The sequence below is a fragment of the bacterium genome, from assembly GCA_040757115.1.
Taxonomy (GTDB): Bacteria; UBA9089; CG2-30-40-21; order CG2-30-40-21; family SBAY01; genus JBFLXS01.
In genome coordinates this window covers 1-17,533 of record JBFLYA010000019.1, presented here as the reverse complement: position 1 = coordinate 17,533, position 17,533 = coordinate 1, and the positions used below count along the sequence as shown (strand labels likewise).

The 17,533-nt window shown below is 34.9% G+C and carries 14 protein-coding genes; 11 read left to right on the top strand and 3 right to left on the bottom strand.

Annotation, left to right across the window (positions count from 1 at the left end):
* The first annotated feature begins 97 nt into the window (after nt 1-97).
* From AB1422_02695 to AB1422_02645, 11 genes are all read left to right on the top strand, one after another.
* Nucleotides 98-1,582 carry a TldD/PmbA family protein gene (locus tag AB1422_02695; GenBank protein MEW6618254.1) on the top strand — a complete coding sequence of 495 codons (1,485 nt, stop codon included), beginning with the start codon at nt 98-100 and terminating at the stop codon, nt 1,580-1,582.
* Complete coding sequence (locus tag AB1422_02690; GenBank protein MEW6618253.1) at nt 1,582-2,886, top strand: TldD/PmbA family protein; 1,305 nt, start codon at nt 1,582-1,584, stop codon at nt 2,884-2,886. The genes AB1422_02695 and AB1422_02690 overlap by 1 nt, the downstream gene beginning before the upstream one ends.
* 480 nt (nt 2,887-3,366) lie before the next feature.
* A complete protein-coding gene (gene fusA / locus AB1422_02685; GenBank protein MEW6618252.1) occupies nt 3,367-5,439 on the top strand; it encodes an elongation factor G in 2,073 nt (690 codons plus the stop codon).
* A gap of 342 nt (nt 5,440-5,781) precedes the next feature.
* Nucleotides 5,782-8,079 carry a YfhO family protein gene (locus AB1422_02680; protein MEW6618251.1) on the top strand — a complete coding sequence of 766 codons (2,298 nt, stop codon included), beginning with the start codon at nt 5,782-5,784 and terminating at the stop codon, nt 8,077-8,079.
* A gap of 764 nt (nt 8,080-8,843) precedes the next feature.
* On the top strand, nt 8,844-9,674 hold the full coding sequence (locus AB1422_02675) for an FkbM family methyltransferase (GenBank protein ID MEW6618250.1): 831 nt from the start codon (nt 8,844-8,846) through the stop codon (nt 9,672-9,674).
* Between the two features lie 353 nt (nt 9,675-10,027).
* The gene (locus AB1422_02670; GenBank protein ID MEW6618249.1) at nt 10,028-10,300 is read left to right on the top strand and encodes a hypothetical protein; all 273 of its coding nucleotides are present in this window, start codon (nt 10,028-10,030) and stop codon (nt 10,298-10,300) included.
* 218 nt (nt 10,301-10,518) lie between these two features.
* Nucleotides 10,519-10,737 carry a hypothetical protein gene (locus tag AB1422_02665; protein MEW6618248.1) on the top strand — a complete coding sequence of 73 codons (219 nt, stop codon included), beginning with the start codon at nt 10,519-10,521 and terminating at the stop codon, nt 10,735-10,737.
* Nucleotides 10,738-10,917: 180 nt separating this feature from the next.
* A complete protein-coding gene (locus tag AB1422_02660) occupies nt 10,918-11,142 on the top strand; it encodes a DUF2281 domain-containing protein (GenBank protein MEW6618247.1) in 225 nt (74 codons plus the stop codon).
* Complete coding sequence (locus AB1422_02655) at nt 11,139-11,486, top strand: type II toxin-antitoxin system PemK/MazF family toxin (GenBank protein MEW6618246.1); 348 nt, start codon at nt 11,139-11,141, stop codon at nt 11,484-11,486. The genes AB1422_02660 and AB1422_02655 overlap by 4 nt, the downstream gene beginning before the upstream one ends.
* Before the next feature lie 289 nt (nt 11,487-11,775).
* Nucleotides 11,776-12,258, top strand: a complete 483-nt coding sequence (locus tag AB1422_02650; GenBank protein ID MEW6618245.1) for a hypothetical protein — start codon at nt 11,776-11,778, stop codon at nt 12,256-12,258.
* A gap of 350 nt (nt 12,259-12,608) precedes the next feature.
* The gene (locus tag AB1422_02645) at nt 12,609-12,881 is read left to right on the top strand and encodes a cupin domain-containing protein (protein ID MEW6618244.1); all 273 of its coding nucleotides are present in this window, start codon (nt 12,609-12,611) and stop codon (nt 12,879-12,881) included.
* 54 nt (nt 12,882-12,935) lie between these two features.
* On the opposite strand, the gene AB1422_02640 is transcribed toward AB1422_02645, so the two are convergent.
* From AB1422_02640 to AB1422_02630, 3 genes are all read right to left on the bottom strand, one after another.
* Nucleotides 12,936-15,098 (bottom strand): PorV/PorQ family protein, encoded by a 2,163-nt coding sequence (locus AB1422_02640; GenBank protein ID MEW6618243.1) that lies wholly within the window; start codon nt 15,096-15,098, stop codon nt 12,936-12,938.
* A 703-nt stretch (nt 15,099-15,801) separates the two neighbouring features.
* Complete coding sequence (locus AB1422_02635) at nt 15,802-16,656, bottom strand: tetratricopeptide repeat protein (GenBank protein MEW6618242.1); 855 nt, start codon at nt 16,654-16,656, stop codon at nt 15,802-15,804.
* Nucleotides 16,640-17,350, bottom strand: a complete 711-nt coding sequence (locus AB1422_02630) for a hypothetical protein (protein MEW6618241.1) — start codon at nt 17,348-17,350, stop codon at nt 16,640-16,642. Before AB1422_02630 ends, AB1422_02635 begins: the two co-directional genes overlap by 17 nt.
* Nucleotides 17,351-17,533: the final 183 nt, after the last annotated feature.

Genomic DNA, 17,533 nt, shown 5'->3' with positions numbered 1-17,533 from the left:
ATCCCTGATTTTCATCAGGGCAAGATCTTGAGTACAACAACATTAAAATTGATTAACAAATCTGGCTTGCCTGCTGAACATTCGGTAAGCAGGTCCTATGTATTTTCATGTCTGCATCAATAATCTTTTATGTTATCTGATTTATTTCTATATTTTCTCTGTTCCTCTGCGTCTCTGCGGTAAATTATCATCTGAACGGTTACGGAAAATAAATATGAGAAATTTCATTAAAAATGCTATCAATAAAGCCCCAAAAGTAGATTATTTAGAAATCAGGATAGAGGAAAACCAAACCACAAAAGTAGATTTTATCGGAAAAGAACTTGAAAATATTGGTGTAACTACTAAAATCGGCGGGAATGTTAGAGCGTTAGTCAATGGTGGCTTTGGGTTTGTTTCATTTAATAATATAGAGCAACTTGAGACTCATATCAAATTAGCCATTCAAGAGGCAACATTGACCGGGAAGAGTAAAACTCAGTTTGCCTTTGCCCAACCTGTTGTAGATTCTAAAATAATCTCTGGTGGAAAAGACCCAAGAGAAATATCATTAGAAGAAAAATATCACCTTTGCCAACAATATAATTCCATTATCCTGAATTTTTCCCCACTTATTCAAACCTCAAAGGTTACTTATCGAGATTATTATAAAAAACAGTATTTTGCCAATTCGCAAGGCACAGATATACTTCAGGAAAAGGTATTTAGCGGGATTAGTTTTGTGGCGATGGCAAAAGATGGCATGAATGTTCAACAGGCGCATACATCTACAGGTGATTATTGTGGCTATGAAACGGTTCAAGGATTGGATGATAAGGTAGAAAATGTCTCCAGATTAGCTGTAGATTTACTTAAAGCCAAAAGTATCCAGGGAGGTAAATATACCGTTGTTCTTGACCCCGAGTTATGTGGTGTATTTATTCACGAGGCTTTTGGACACTTAGCCGAGGCTGACCATATCTACGAAAATGAAAAAATGGAAGAACTGATGAAATTGGGTAAAAGGTTTGGCGGTGATGAACTAACAATAATTGACGACGCCACACTTCAACTTCAAGCAGGTTCTTATACCTATGATGAGGAAGGAATTCCTGCGAGCAAAACCGAGATTATTAAAAATGGGATATTTTTAAATCGCCTACATTCTTGTGAGACCGCGGCTAAAATGGATGCTAAACCCACCGCAAATGCCAGGGCGATTAATTATAATTTTGAACCAATTGTCCGGATGTCAAATACCTATCTTGAACCTCGAAATCTATCTTTTGAAGAAATGATAAGTGATGTCAAAGAAGGAATTTATGCCAAAGGATACATTGGTGGAAATACGGATTGTGAGATGTTTACCTTCTCGGCACAACAGGCTTATTTAATTAAAAATGGTCAGGTCAAAAAGTTGTTACGGGATATTGTGCTGACTGGAAATGTATTTGAAACATTAATGAATATTGAGGCGATTGGTAATGATTTAATCTTTTATGGTGGACTTGGTGGTTGTGGTAAAAATGGGCAGTCGCCGTTACCTGTTTCCTGCGGCGGACCACATATCCGAATTAAAAATATCGTAATTGGAGGAAAATAGTGGAAGAGGTTTTTAATAATATTTTAAAATATACCCCAAATGCAGAAACCATTCACCAACAATTTATTTTAACTCAAACTAAATTCGAAAATAATAAGTTAAAATATATCAATACCAAACAAATCAATGGTTTGGGATTAAGGGTCATAAAAGAGGGTAAGATTGGATTTTCTTCAACCACAAATCTGACTAATCCATCCCAATTAATTGAGAATGCAATTATTAGTGCTAAATTTGGTCAAGAGGCTAAATTTGAATTCCCAACAAAACCACACATTCCTCCACAAATAAAAATATTCGATAAAGAGGTTGAGAATTTTAGCATTGAACAAGGCGTAGAATTAGGGAAAAGCCTGATAGACCGACTATCAAACATTGAACCTGAGTTATTTTGTAAAGAGTTAGAGATTAATAAAACTATTTTAGAGACAAAGATTATGAATACATCAGGGGTTGATTTTGAATATCAAAAAACCATATTTACCTTTTGTGTTACTGGACTTTTAGTAAGAAATAATAGCCTCTTATGGCTAACTGAATATGTCAGTGGATGCAATTTGAATAAGGATATTAATTCTATTGTGAGCAAGATAAATGAGTCGTTAGCCTGGTCTAAAAATGAGCTTTCAGCTAAACCCAAAAAATTACCCGCAATATTTACTCCAAAATTAATCCCAACGCTTTTAGAAACCATTAAACTCGGTGTAAATGGAAAATTAGTTCAAAAAGGTATCTCGCCTTTGATTGGGAAACTTGGCGAAAGGATATTTGATGATAAAATAACTATTTATGACGATGCAACGATGGATTTTGGAATAAGTAGTTGTCCGGTAGATGGAGAAGGAATAGCCACACGAAAGACACCATTGATTGAACAAGGTGTCTTGAAAAATTATATCTTTGATTTACAAACCGCCGGTTTTTTAAAAACTAACTCCACTGGTAATGGCTATCGAGATTTTGATTCCTTACCTGCACCACATTGCAGTAATATTGTAGTTTTACCAGGAAATATGGACTTCTACGAGATGATTAAGGATATGAAGGAAGGAATTATTATAGATTTAGTTCTGGGTGGTGGGCAGAGTAATGTTTTAGCCGGTGAATTTGCCTTTAATGTTGAATTGGGATTTAAGGTGGAAAATGGAGAGGTCGTTGGCAGATTGAAAGATACAATGGTTGCCTGTAATCTCTTTGATATTTTTAATAAAATACGGGCAATTGGCTCAAAGTTATCCGACTGGGAAGGGGTTAGAAGCCCACATTTTTACATCGATGAGGTAAATGTTACGGGAATAGGATAGAGGAATATTTCGACCTGTGCAGGTCGTAAGGGTGCGTGTAAAATTTATGGGTAACTATTTAGCCGTCTGAAGTAACGATTAAATCAATTGAAAATTACAAAATTCCAAATCACAAATACCAAATTACAAATAAATTTCAATGACCAAAATTCAAAATTCCAAACAATACAAGAAGAAAATTTTTTCTTCAATTATTGAAAAATCTAAATAAATTCCTCTCGTTGTCATATAATCTTTGGAATTTGAAACTTATTTGGAAATTGGAATTTGGAATTTATTTGAGATTTGGTGCTTGGAATTTGTAATTTTCGCATTGAATTTCATCTATTTCTTTATATTGGCAAAAAGATGAATATTCCTCAATATTTTTTACCCACAAATTTTACATACACCCGGTCGTAATTTTTTCTTGACTTATTATTAAATATATTGTATTCTATTAAGTCACTAATCAATTACCAAATCAAGGAGGAATAAGATATGAGTTTTCAACCACAAAATATCAGAAATGTAGGTATTGTTGGACATGGAGGCACTGGAAAGACTTCCTTTGCAGAAGCCTTACTTTTTAACACTAAAGTAACTAATAGATTAGGTCGAGTAGATGATGGAAATACTATATTTGACTATGACCCAAGCGAAATTGAACGAAAAATATCTATCAATGCAAGTTTAGCCTATCTGAATTGGAGAAATCATAAAATTAATATTATCGACACGCCAGGCTATACTGATTTCCTTGGAGAGGTAATTCGCTCATTAAGAGTAGCAGATGCCTGTCTGGTTTTGATAGATGCCACATCGGGTGTAGAGGTAGGTACTGAAATAGCCTGGAAATATGCAGATGAATACAACCTCCCGCGAATAATTTTTGTCAACAAAATGGATAAAGAAAATGTTGATTTTTATAAAATATTAGAGACAACAAAACAACACCTCGATTCAAAATCTAATATCGTTCCTATTCAATTACCTTTAGGCCAATCAGCAAATTTCAGAGGGGTAATTGATTTAATTAAACTAAAATCTTATACTTACAAAGATGGAAAAAGTGAAGAAGGAGAAATTCCCCAGGATGAATTGGATAAGGTAAATCAGTTTCGAGAAAAATTATTAGAGGCAATAGCCGAAACATCAGATGAATTGACTGAGAAATACTTAGAAAATATGACCCTGGATGAAAGTGAAATTATAACTGGTTTAACCAATGGTGTTAAATCAAGGAAGATTATTCCTGTAGTTTGTGGTTCAAGTTATAACAATATTGGCGTATCTGCGGTATTAGATATGATAATAGACCTTTTCCCTGCGCCAATTGAGCAAGGGGAGATTGTTGGAACTATCCCTGATAAAAAAAGAATATGTTCTCTGACTGCACCATTTAGTAGTTTAGTATTTAAGGTTATTACTGACCCGTATATTGGTGAATTGACTTTCTTTAGAGTTTATTCCGGCATAGTCCATAGTGGTGATGAAATCTATAATCCAAACAAGAATCAAAAGGAAAAAGTTTCACAAATTTGTCAGATTATGGGTAAAAATCGGAATGATATTCCAGAGATTGGTTGTGGTGACATCGGGGCTTTGGTCAAATTTAAAGGTGCTTTTATTGGAAATACATTATGTTCGCCAAATGACCATATTGAGTTCCCAAATATTATCTTTCCTGAATCAACCGCTGAGGTTGCGGTTAATCCCAAAACAAAACAAGACCAGGAGAAAATGAGTCTTGCCTTATCAAGACTTCATGATGAAGACCCAACCTTTCAGATTCGCTATGACCATGAGTTAGGTCAAACTATTGTTTCGGGAATGAGTGAATTGCATTTAGATGTAATGCTTCACAAATTACAAAAAAAGTTTGGGGCAGAGGTAAATATTGAAAGGCCCAAAGTGCCATATCGAGAAACGATTAAATCCAAATCTAAAGGTGAAGGAAAATACAAACGACAAACAGGTGGTCGAGGACAATACGGACATGCATTGATAGAAATTGAACCATTACCTCAAAATTCCGAAACCACATTTGAATTTGAAGATAAAATCTTTGGCGGGGCTATCCCGGCTAAATATATTCCATCTATCGAAAAAGGCGTAAAAGAGGCAATGGTAAAAGGAATATTAGCGGGCTATCCTATTCTCTGGGTTAAGGTTATCTTATATGATGGTAGTTTTCATGAAGTAGATTCGTCGGATATTGCCTTTAATTTAGCCGGGTCGTTTGCCTTTAAAGAGGCATTTCAGGATGCACATCCAGTTCTTATTGAACCAATTATGAAGGTTGAAGCAAAGGTGCCTGAAGAATATATGGGTGATGTTATTGGAGATTTGAATAGCCGACGAGGTAGAATTCAAGGAATAGAGCCGCTGGGTAGAATTCAAGTAGTCAATGCCTTTGTCCCTCAATCAGAAATGTATAAATACTCTACCTCATTGCGTTCGATTACTCGTGGTAAGGCAATTTATCACGCTGAATTCGCCTATTATGAAGAAATCCCGCATCAACTTGCAGAAAAAATTATCCAACAACATAAAGAAGAGAAACACTCATAACTCTGCGATTCACAAAGGATGACAAAAATAAAGGGACTCGGAACTCGGGGTTCGGGACTCGGATTTCGGATGGTGTCTGAAAATAACTCTAATAGTGAAATCTATACAGATTTGGTGTAAAAAAAGGGGATAAGGAGATAAAGGGAGAGATGGAGATTATTCATTGTCCTTTCCAAAATTTTAGAATGAATTTATCTCCTTATCTCCATAATGCCCATATCTCCTTTTCGGACACTATTTCAACCTTTATGCTAGATTAAGACACCACCGATTTCTGGGTTCGAAGATTCTTTTATTCCCGAGTCCCGAACCCCGAGTCCCGAGTCCCGATTTTCAGAAAAAATGGGTAAAAAGAAAAAGATAAAAGAAATAAAGATTGAGGAGTTTAGATTTTCAAGAACCGATTTATTTATTATCGTTGGGTTATTGATTCTGGTTTTGATTTACTTCTTTAAATTGGCAATATCAAAAGGTATATTTATTACCGGTGACCTGACGCTGAGTGACTTGATGTCACAATACTACCCGTTTCGCCATCTTTTAGGTGAATCATTAAAAAGCTTGCAGATTCCTCTCTGGACACAATATATCTTTGGTGGGTATCCTATTTTAGCTCAGGGTGAAATGGGTGCCTTCTATCCATTAAATCTTATCCTGTTTTCTCTGCTACCAGGTTTTGTTGCCTTTAATTTCTCTGTTATACTAAACTTCTTTCTGGGAACATTGTTTCTATTTTTGTATGCCAGAGTAATCAATCTCAGCAAATCCGCATCTTTATTATCCGCAGTGGCGTTTTCCTTTTCTGGATTTTTTATCACTCAAATCAGGCACATTAATATGATAAATACGGCGATATGGATACCGTTATTATTTTTCTTGATTGAATATTACTTCAAAAAAAAGAATATAATTTATATTTTTCTGGCGGGAATGGTGTTTGGGATTCAGATATTAGCCGGTCATTTTCAGATTGCCTATTACTCAGTGCTGGGGACATCTTTATACTTTTTATTTAAACTTGGCCAAAACTATTTACTATCTCTTGAGAAAAAAACTAAATCCAGACTACCTTTAATCCAACTTTCCAAAACCTTTTCTATTTTTTTTACAAAGAAATTGGCTTGTTTAGTGTTAATATTTGTCATTGGTGGAGCACTTGCAGGGATTCAATTATTACCAACTTATGAGTTTATGAAACAAGGCACGCGGTCACAAGGGTTAAGTTTTGATGAAGCGGTAGGTTGGGGTTATCAACCAAAGCATCTTATCACCTTCATTTTGCCTTATTTTTATGGTGATTATGCTAAAGGGACTTTTAATGAGGAAAACACCTTATTCTGGGAAAATTGCGGTTATGTTGGTATCATCCCATTGATATTAGTCTTACTGTCATCAGGATTATTAAAAACTAATGGTTATGTCAGGTTTTTTGCCTTCTTTTTTGTTTTATCTATTGCGCTGACAATGGGAAAATACACGCCGATATTCAAGATATTCTGGGAATTTATTCCCGGAGCACAATATTTCAGATTCCCCAATCGATTTTTATTATTTGTCGCTTTATCATTATCTGTCCTTGCAGGATTTGGGATGGATTACATTAAAAATCGAATAAAAATACCTTCATTTTGCCTTCAAGGTTTGATTCTAATATTAATTATTGATCTGTTTGTATTTGGGATAGGGCATAATCCTGCGGTTGACCCAAAGGTATGGTTTTCTCCACCAGAGACAGTGAAATTTTTAGCACAGGATAAGGATTACTTCCGTATCTGTAGTTTTGGAAATAATGAATCCTGGCGAATGGTATATTCAAAATCTTCTGGCTGGAAAGGAAATGACCTTGACCTTTATATCAAGCATCGGGGTGTGCTTCAAGAGAATTTCAATATGATATATCACCTTGAGAGTTTCTTTGGTTATCCGCCTAAAAGTTTTGGTCTTCAACGGTGCTCAGACCTTTATTATTTCTTACTTTATCAGAAAATGAAACTTTATGGCAGACCAAATGAACCTTTGCCGTTTACTGTTCCCGAGCCTGCTTTCTCAAAAATATTAGGGATAATGAATGTTAAGTATATTTTATCCTTCTGGGAGATGAATGACCCTAATTTAGAAGTGGTAATGAAGACTGATTTTAAAAAGGTAATTCCAGATATAAAGGTGTATCGAAATAAAATGTTTTTACCCAGAGTTTATGTTGTGCCAAAGGCAAAGATAGTCAAAGGGGATGGAGAAATTTTAGGGGAATTGAGTAACCCCGGATTTGACCCAGGGAAGGAAGTAATTATTGAAGAAGAAATAGATTTTAGTGGTGTAGATACAGCGAATTCCGCGGTAAAAATAACTAAATATTCACCGCTTGAGGTAATTATTGAGGCTAAGTTGACTGATGATGGTTTTTTAGTGCTTGGTGATACCTATTATCCTGGGTGGAAAGCCTTTGTTGATGACAAATTAACTAAGATTTACCAGGCAAATTATCTCCAGCGGGCAATTCCAATAAAAGAAGGCAGACATAAAATCCGATTTATCTATAACCCTATCTCTTTCAAAATCGGGGCAATAATTAGTATCCTTACTTTATTTTTAACCGTGATTTACCTTTGGAGAAGATTAACACAGGGCATCCATAGATGATGTAGATTGGATAAAAGGTTAAGGTTAGGGAGCCGGTATGGAAGTTGGTGATAATTGGTTACCTGGACAAATTTCAACCCGTGAAATAGGAATATTTGGTGCTGTCTGAAAATAACTCTAATAGTGAAATCTATGCAGATTTGGTGTCCAAAAGGGATTTCCTCCAAAGAGCAAAATGCAAAACTCGTTTATAGTTTAGGGTTTATAGTGTATAGTTTATAGTTTATAGTGTATAGTGTATAGTTTATAGTGTATAGTTTATAGTCCTTCAACTATCAACTATCAACTATAAACTATCAACTATAAACTATCTTTGCCAAAGTTCAGTAAAATTATCTCTTTCCTTTCAGCGTTAAAATACTTGAAGCAAAGATATTACCAAATTCCTCCAACTCTTTGAGAAACCCTGCTAGTTCCTCTTTGAAATTTGATTTGTAATTTTGCATTTTGATATTTAATATTTGATATTTATTGTTGTCTCCCTCAAATCCTATTTTGCAGAACCCTATACACTATTTTAACCTTTATGATAGATTAAGACACTACCGAAAATTTTGTTGACATAGGGTAAAATTTTTGGTAAAATATCCTCACAATGGGCACAAATGGATATAATACCACCCAAAACACTCAAAAAAGCAATTTCCTATCAGTAAAAAAAGAGAAAACACAACTCTCGATGTCCCCAAACTCCAGGAAGAACGATAGCAGAAAATTGAAATGATTTAAAAGATTATTCAAACAAACAACTATTAGGAGATGTTATGTCATATGAACTCATAAAAAAAATTAGTCGCCAGTTCGGGCTCTATCGCCAGGCAAGATGGTTTAATCGGCATTTATTAAATAAAAAAGAGTTGGAACTAGAGAAGTCCGATTTGGCATTTTATTCAACAATATTAAAAAAAGGAGATTTAGTATTTGATGTGGGGGCCAATTATGGAGAAAAGACAAGAATTTTTTTAAAGTTGGGGGCAAAAGTCATTTCCATAGAGCCTCAGTCTGATTGTATGACTGAATTAAAATCAAGGTGTGGCAACTCTAAAAATTTAATTACAGTTCAATCTGCTTTGGCTTCAAAATCAGGAACAGGAAAATTTTTTGTCCGTACACATAGAGATAAATCGGGGCTAATTAAGGATTGGCAAAAGCATGTTGTAACAAATGTTGAAGAATCAATTATAGATGTACCTTTGGTAACATTAGATGAAATGATCAATAAATATGGGATACCTGTCTTTATCAAAATTGACGTCGAAGGGTATGAGTATGAAGTTCTAAAAGGGCTTACCCACGCGATACCAATTATTTCATTTGAATATCATTTCAACGATAACAATGCTTGCGGCGTTGCTGATTGTGTCAATTACTTATCGCAATTAGGTGATATCCTTCTTAATATCACGCCGGCTGAAAAGTTAACATTGAAATTTGCTCGTTGGTTAACAAAAGACGATTTTCTTAATAAATTTTTTACTGAAATTAAAAATGAACCTGGGTTTGGATATGGGGACATTTGGGCCAAGATTCAACAGGAAAAATTAGGGTCGGGGGGAAAATTAGGGTCGTACCTTGATTATGGAATTTACAATTGATAGAATTAGGGTCGGGATTACAATAGTTCGGCAAGGGAAGAAAAAAGAAAGAGAATTGCAGGGAAAGAATTATGGTCAAACCTTGAAAACAGGAAAACAGAATTTAGGTGTTCTAAAGGTTTGACCATGAGTATTCCTTTAGTCTTCAAAGAGCAATTAAGAACTTATCTGTTTTGTTATCAATAAGTTATGTCCAAAGTAAATTCTATATTCAAGGTTTGACCCTAAGTTCTCCCTTACAGTTGGCTGGTCAAACCATTCTCGACTACTAATGGTTGCCCACACGGAAAGAGGTAATCGTATTCGTATTATCATTGCACGAGAATTAAGGCGTGCAGAAGAAAGGAAGGTCTATGAAGAAGAATACTGATATCGAAATGGATGATGAACTTCGTCCTGAATATGATTTGTCCCAACTGCTGAAGAGTGGCGTGCGAGGTAAATATGATGCACGCTACCGAATGGGCACAAATTTGGTATTATTAGCACCTGATGTATCACGGGCGTTTCCTGATGAAAAGACTGTAAATGATGCACTACGATTAGTGATGCAGATGTCCCAAATTCTTCTGGGGAATCAATACAAACGAACTAAACATGAGCCACCAAAAAAGTTAAATCGTTGAAAGCAGGATAAAAGATAATCGTGGTCATATCTCGAGAGAAAAAAAGAAAAAAGACGGCGAAGTGGAATTTTTTCCTAACAAACCGTTGCAGGGGGTGAGAGCGGGGTCGTACCGTGAATGTAGAAAGCAGAATTTATTTGACAAAAGAGAAATGATGTAGTATACTATCTTATCGCTCCACCTAAGAATAAGGAGGTTAAAAAAAGAAGTAGTTTTTTATGAAGTTAAAATTAACCATTGAAATATGGGAGAAAGGGAATTGGTACTTAGCAAAGACACCGGAGCTAGATTTTATTTCACAAGGTAGAACACAAGAAGAGGCAAAAAAAAATCTTTTAGAGGTAATAAAATACAATTTGAAGAAATGGAAGAAATGCACACTCTTAATGAATATCTCCTTGAATGTGGGTTTGAGCCTAAATATGATGGTGCGGTAAAAAGTCTAAATTTCAAGAAAACACGATTTAAAAACACACGACTTAGAAAGCATAAAAGTCAAGATTTTGGAGTTTTTGCCTAACAAAACAATGAACCTGACAGAGCAGGTTATTTTATCGTTAGACCACCTGAGTGAAATTAGAAGATCAGGGTAAAATCCCTGGGAAGGAGTATAGATAATGATTGCCGAAAGAATTCAAGAAGATGTACAGAAATTACCTAATTCTCTACAAGCAGAAGTACTGGATTTCATTGAATATCTTCTTCTCAAAGCCGAACGTGAAACTCTTCGCCACGAAGAAAAGAAGTGGGCAACTTCGTCTCTTGCCTTTGCGATGCGTGGTATGGAAGATGAAGATACGCCAGTATATACTACTGCGGACTTGAGGATGGTGTTTTCATGAAAAAGGGAGGACAGATTGTTTTATTTCGGTTTCCACAAACGGATTTGGTAGGAGGCAAACTTCGCCCTGCGCTTCTGCTGAGTAGGCTCCCAGGAGAATATGATAATTGGTTGATATGCATGATTTCATCGCAGACACGGCATTACATCCCAGACTTTGACGAATTTGTCAGGGAAGAAGATTCTGACTTTGCAACAAGTGGATTGAAAGTGTTTAGTGTCATTCGAATTGGGCGTTTGGCAGTGGTAGAAAGCGAGGTTTTTCTTGGCACTATAGGCGAAATAGCTCCAGAGAGATTGGAACGGATCAAAAAACATTTGGCGGATTGGCTAATTAGGAATTAGGCGGGTTTTGGGGTCAGATCGTGAATGTGGAATGCACAATAATTCGGTAAGCCAGAAGAAAAGAAAAAGAGGGGGAAGTGTAACTTTTGCTAACCAGTCGTTGGAGTGGATGGCGGGAACTGCACTCCACAATTTGTGGTAATTCAAGCATTAGTGATATCAGAGATATTGGATGAACGTTGCAGCCCCGCAACTACTCAACTCACTCGTTATGCAGAGAGATGTATATTTGAGCTCAGTTCGGATATGATAAGTTATCTGCTCATTGAAACGGAGATAAATGTAAAAAATGATAATAATCCGAGATACAATTGAAATGAAAACAACGAAAGAAAAGATTTTTGACTGGTTTGCTCATATTGAGAAAAATTATCAGATATGGCATAAAGACCATAAAGAATGTCGCTATCTTAAAGGAAATTCGTTAGATATAGGTTCAATCATTTATTGCGAAGAGTATATTGGTGGATATTTAGAGAAACCAAGATTTCAGATTATAAATGTTAAACTATATTCCCAATTAGAGTATAAACTGTTGTTTCCCCATTCTATTGCAGGCGCGAGGTTTGTTTTTGTTGTAGAACCATATAATGCCAGTTTACTGTTTACAACAGAGATACATTTGGGACATAATACCCCTTTATTCGGAAGATTACTGGATAAATTTATACAAAGATTATGTATATTATTTGAGAGTAAACTTATGTCTGTTAAACAACATATTGCTGAAGAACAGCAAAATCTCAAAAGAATTTTGGAAGAAGATACATAACCAATCGCTGCACCTGACCCGCCTAAGACGGGCAGGTGAGCTTTGTCGTTATGCCTTTTGGGAAAGAGTTTATTAAAAAAACATAATAGATTGAATTATTAGCCTGGAAATATTCACCAGAATTGGAATACCCAATTAAAATAAAATACACAGGAGTTATGGTTGGCGAATAGTAATTTGATTGAGGCGGATTAGCACGGATAAAAAAATAAAATCAGTGTTTCATCTGTGTCCATCTGTGGCTGAATAGTTACCAAATTTCAAGTGGAAGAAAACACTAACTTCCTAACCCCTAAACCAAATTATTCTCTTAACCCTAATCCCTTTACCACAAAAGGAGGTGGTTAGTTATGAATCTTGAGGTTAAAATTGAAAAACCGACTCAAGAACAACTAAAATCATTAAATGTGGAGAGCTGGAGTCCATGGGAATGTGAACCAGAGACATTTGATTGGCAATATTCATGCGACGAAAGTGCTTATGTCTTAGAAGGCAAGGTGAAAATTGATACCCCGACAGGTATAGTTGAGATTAACAAGGGTGACTTAGTCCATTTCCCAAAAGGACTAAAATGCACCTGGCATGTGATTGATAAGATTCGGAAGGTATATAGCTTTAAATAATAGAGTGATGGAATATTGGAGTGCTGGATTTAATCCCATTACTCCAACTGTGATTTACTTTCTCATTATCTCTTCAATTCGGGTTAATTCTAATTGTGTTCGGGTAATGTAACTTATTGCCTTTTGATTTTCGGGTTCTATCGTTAGAATTTTTTGCCAGATATTAATAGCCTGTTGTAATCTTCCAGTCGTATAATGTTCCATACCGACGATTAAATAGCCTTTGACCAGATAAAATTTGACTTCCCGATAATCAGGGTCATTTTTATAAACAAACTCTAATTCTTTTACCGCCGGGGTAATTTTCTGGAGATGGAAATATTTTAGTCCTTTATCATAAGCAATAGCCAGTTGTTTTGTCTGTTGGGACGAAAGTTCTTTTTCTTTTAATTCAGTCAATTTTGAAGTAGATTTTTTAAGGTAAATTTGTGCCTCAGTCAATTTTTTATCCAGGGTAAGTGCCTTCTGAAAGTTTTTGTTTGCCTGTTCATATTCACCTGCTTCATATAACTCAATCCCTTCATTTAAATAAGTTAATGCCCGGGATTCATTGATTTTAACCATTTTTTGGCTATGGGCTATTTGTAATTTTACCTCTTCAACCAGGTCTTTTGCCTCTTTATTTTCCGGGTCTAATGATAGAGCCCTTTCAACTTCTGAAATAGCCTTATCCCACATTTTTCTCTTTTGATATTTTTTGCCACTAAAAATATAGCCGTTTATTTGCTCGTTTAACTTAGCTGTAGCCTTTTTCATATAATCCAATGTCTCGGAATGATTTGGGTTTATGTTTAACACCTGTTTCCAGGCGGCAATAGATTCAACCAGTTTTCCATTAGTATATGCCTCGACACCGCTACGGAAATATTGATTAATCGCGGTATCCTTTTTTATGGCAAATTCAATCCCTTCCGTTGCCTCGGCTAATAATTCTGAGGCATAAGAGTTACCTGGCTCTAAAATCAACACCTGTTTAAATTCTAATGCGGCATCAAGGTATTCTTCTGTATCAAGGTAATTTTTGCCTTTTTCTAAATGTTCTTTAATCTGGTTTTTTAAATGGACTTTTTGATATTCGTTTTTTGCGGCAAGTAGATATTGCTTTGCTTCCTCATCTTCAGGATTCCAAACAAGCACCCTTTCAAGATACATAATGGCTTCTTTATATTGTTTGGCCTCAAGATATTCTTTTGCTTTGTTCATTGCAAGTTGGACTTGAATTTGTTCCTTTTTAATTAATTCCTCCTCTAATCTTTTATTTATCTGCTCTTCTTCCTTTTTCTGGAGTGCTTGTCGCATCTGTTCAAGGGTCTGACCAATGTATAAATTAGCGGTAAATTTCTGAGTATCTTTTAATTCCTGGCAGGCACAGGCATAATCAAAGCCAATCCCCTTATATCTTATCCCAAATCCATAAGTAAAATCCTTATCATCCAGTCCCAGTCGCAGACTTAAGATTTTATAAAGGGAATATTCAATGCCAGAATGCCATTTTAACTCAGTCAATCTTGATTTATCCACATCTATAGAAATTATAAACTCATCATCCAGTTTATCTATTAATTTCCAATGATATGAAATACCTGCTTTTAAATTAATTGGATATTTAGTTGTATCATTTTTTAATTTTAAGCTCGGTTCTAATATATTTTGCAGATTACCGCCTATGGTTAAATCAGGGAATTTTTCAGGATGATAAAGCACTCCGACATCCAAACCTACACCTGCCGCAGAATACGACTGAATCTTATGGGTATTTAATTTCAAACTAAGACCATAGGAAAGTGAAGGAGAGAATTGCTTGCTGTAAGAGAAGATATATTCTAATTGTTCATTTTTTAAAGATGGGTTGAGGAGATTATTTTTGTAGTCCCTTTCTTCAATATCATCCACCGTCAATTTGAATAATCCAAATCCATAGGCGCCGGCGCGTGGGGTAGGATAGCAAAAACCAATAAAATCATAATTTGTATCCCAGAACAGATTAGAATGCAGAACATTAAATCCTTTTTGCTCAACTTGAGTTAGAGCCGCAGGATTCCAGAAGATAGCCGAAGGTTCTTTAACAAGTGAGACATAAGCCCGTCCCATTCCTGATGCCCGCGCATCTGCACCTAAAATAAATGGACTCTGGACTCCACCATCTTCTGTGGCGAAAGATATACCCGTCAATATCAACCAGACTATACTGGATAAGATGAATGGTAATTTTTTCATCTGACAGCCTTATTTTATCATAAGATATTTGCTTTGTCAATGATTTTTAACTGTCATCCCAATATGATAATGTCACCTTATCTGAATTAACACATTGTTTTTTGAGAGGAAGGATTTGGAAGTTAAAGAGATTAAAGATAGGTTGAAAATACTGAAGCAAAGGGTCATGATGAATAGTTTTTATAAAGTTAGTTTTAATTTGACACTTAGAGCAATTTAAACAGCCTTTATTTTTAGATTTTTGACAAGGTTCTATAGGGGAGTGGATAGAAATGGCGTGAGAAAAGGAGTTAAAGAGTCTGGATAGAAGATATATCCAGACTCCATTTTGGATTATGTAGAAGAAGATATTAGGATGGTAGAAGTAAAGTAAAGATGCAAGCAAAAGAGAGATTAAAGAGGAAGGATTGGTGAGATTGAGGAGTATATTTTCCCATTTGGAAAGAGGTGGGAGTTTAGAAGATGAGATGAGTTGACGAGAGATTCGAGATTGAGGAATGGAGTAATATATATCCTGGTGAGAAAAGATAATATTGAATAGAAATGTGATAATGGTGAATATCACTACAGATTTATAAATATTCTTTTTTTCATTTTTCCCCTCCCTACGATGTGTTGGGTAATGTCAGCTCTTGAGAGGGGTTAGGGGTGTGTTCTCTGCGTCTGTGCGGTAAAGAACTACCTGAACGGTTACCAATTCACTTTACTCACTTTTCACAGGTAAGATTATTTTCAAAGCGTGTATTTTTTCTCTGGCAACACTTTTTAAATTATGATGCGGGTAGTCTTGTATGAATTGTTCATAACAGAAAATAGCTTCTTTTGTCTTTTTCCTATCTTCATAAATCTTTGCCAACTGATATAATGCCTGTGCTCCCCTTTCTGTATGAGGGTAGATATCAATCATATTCCGTAAGGTATTTATCATTCTCTGCCAATCATCTAATTTTTCATAAGTTTGAAGAATCTTATCCTCCATAATCATAACTAATTTTTTATTAGATGGATAACTATTTATAATTTTGTCATAATAAACAATTGCGTCTCTTAGAGTTTTTTCTGCCTCTTGATATTTCTTATCTCCTTCGTAATATTGGGCAATATGGTGTGGAAGGTCTATCGCTATTAAACTTAAGGGATAATCTTTCATAATTTCCTTAAAAATGACCAGAGCATTATCCCATTTGTTTTCCTGTTCATAAGAAAGTCCAATTAGAAATTTTGCCGTAAGGCAGTTTTCTCTCTGGTAGGAAAAATCCGAAATAAATTCATTAAGTTCTTGTCTTGCCTTTTTAAAATCATTTTTAAGAAAATAAAGATGTCCAATGGTATATTGGATATTTCCGCCTTTAAAGTTCTTTGAACTCAGATTAATAATTTTCTTAAAATCAGCAATTACCTGGTCTATTTGGGATGGAGTAGCAGAAGATGGATTTTTACTAATTTGGATATATTTTTTGTAAGCATGATAGTACATTCGCTCCAGTTTATATTCCTGCGTGCAACTGGTTAATAAAATTATTAGTGTTAAACCTATAATATTAAATAAGTTTCTCATAATACTTCTTTAAGAAAACTAATGTTAAAGATGTTATTTGAAGAACCTGCGTAATAAGATAAACTAAAAATCCTACTCCCATAATGACAAAGACAATTTCAGGGAAAAAATTATCCATCAACAAAATAAGCACCTTTTGTTTTATTAAGACTATCATATTATTAAGTATGTTAGGCACACAGATTAAGATAAAGGTAACTAAAAACAAAGAGAGGCTTATTTTAAAGGATGTTTTGATAGAGGCTAATATTTTTTTATTTTCAATTATTACAATTGGAATGCAGAAGGCAAAAAAGGTTTCAATGACTAAAGTCAGGAAAAAACAGAAGTATTCCATTAATCGGGTCATTCGCCAGGTAGGAATATGGATAGCTTTTGATATTTCTTTAGTATAGAATTCTGAAACTAAAAATTTACCCAGATGAAAAATGGTAAATATCAGAATTGTTACGATTATCCACAATCCAAGAAGAATAAGGTATTTTTTTAATACCGGGAAAATATTACTGAAAATTTCAGGTTTATGACCTTCTGCTGATTGATAAACCATACGCACAGTCATACCACTGATTAAAGGAGCAAAAATAAGCACCAAAATCAAATCAACATAATCAAAGATAGTTGGTAAAATAACAAGATTAGAGGGATAATGAAGATAACTTTCACCAAAAAAAACTTTAATTGGCGGGGCCAATAACGGAGAGAAAATTGGTAGATAATTTAAGAATAAAAAAATAAGTAATATAATTTCGTACTTGCTCATGAGCCAGTGGCATGAGCAAGTATGGACAGAAAATGGTAACTACTCATAAATTTGTGGAATAGTATAAGAAAATAAAAAAGTGAAGATTTTTTGAAAAAATGCCGATATATAGAG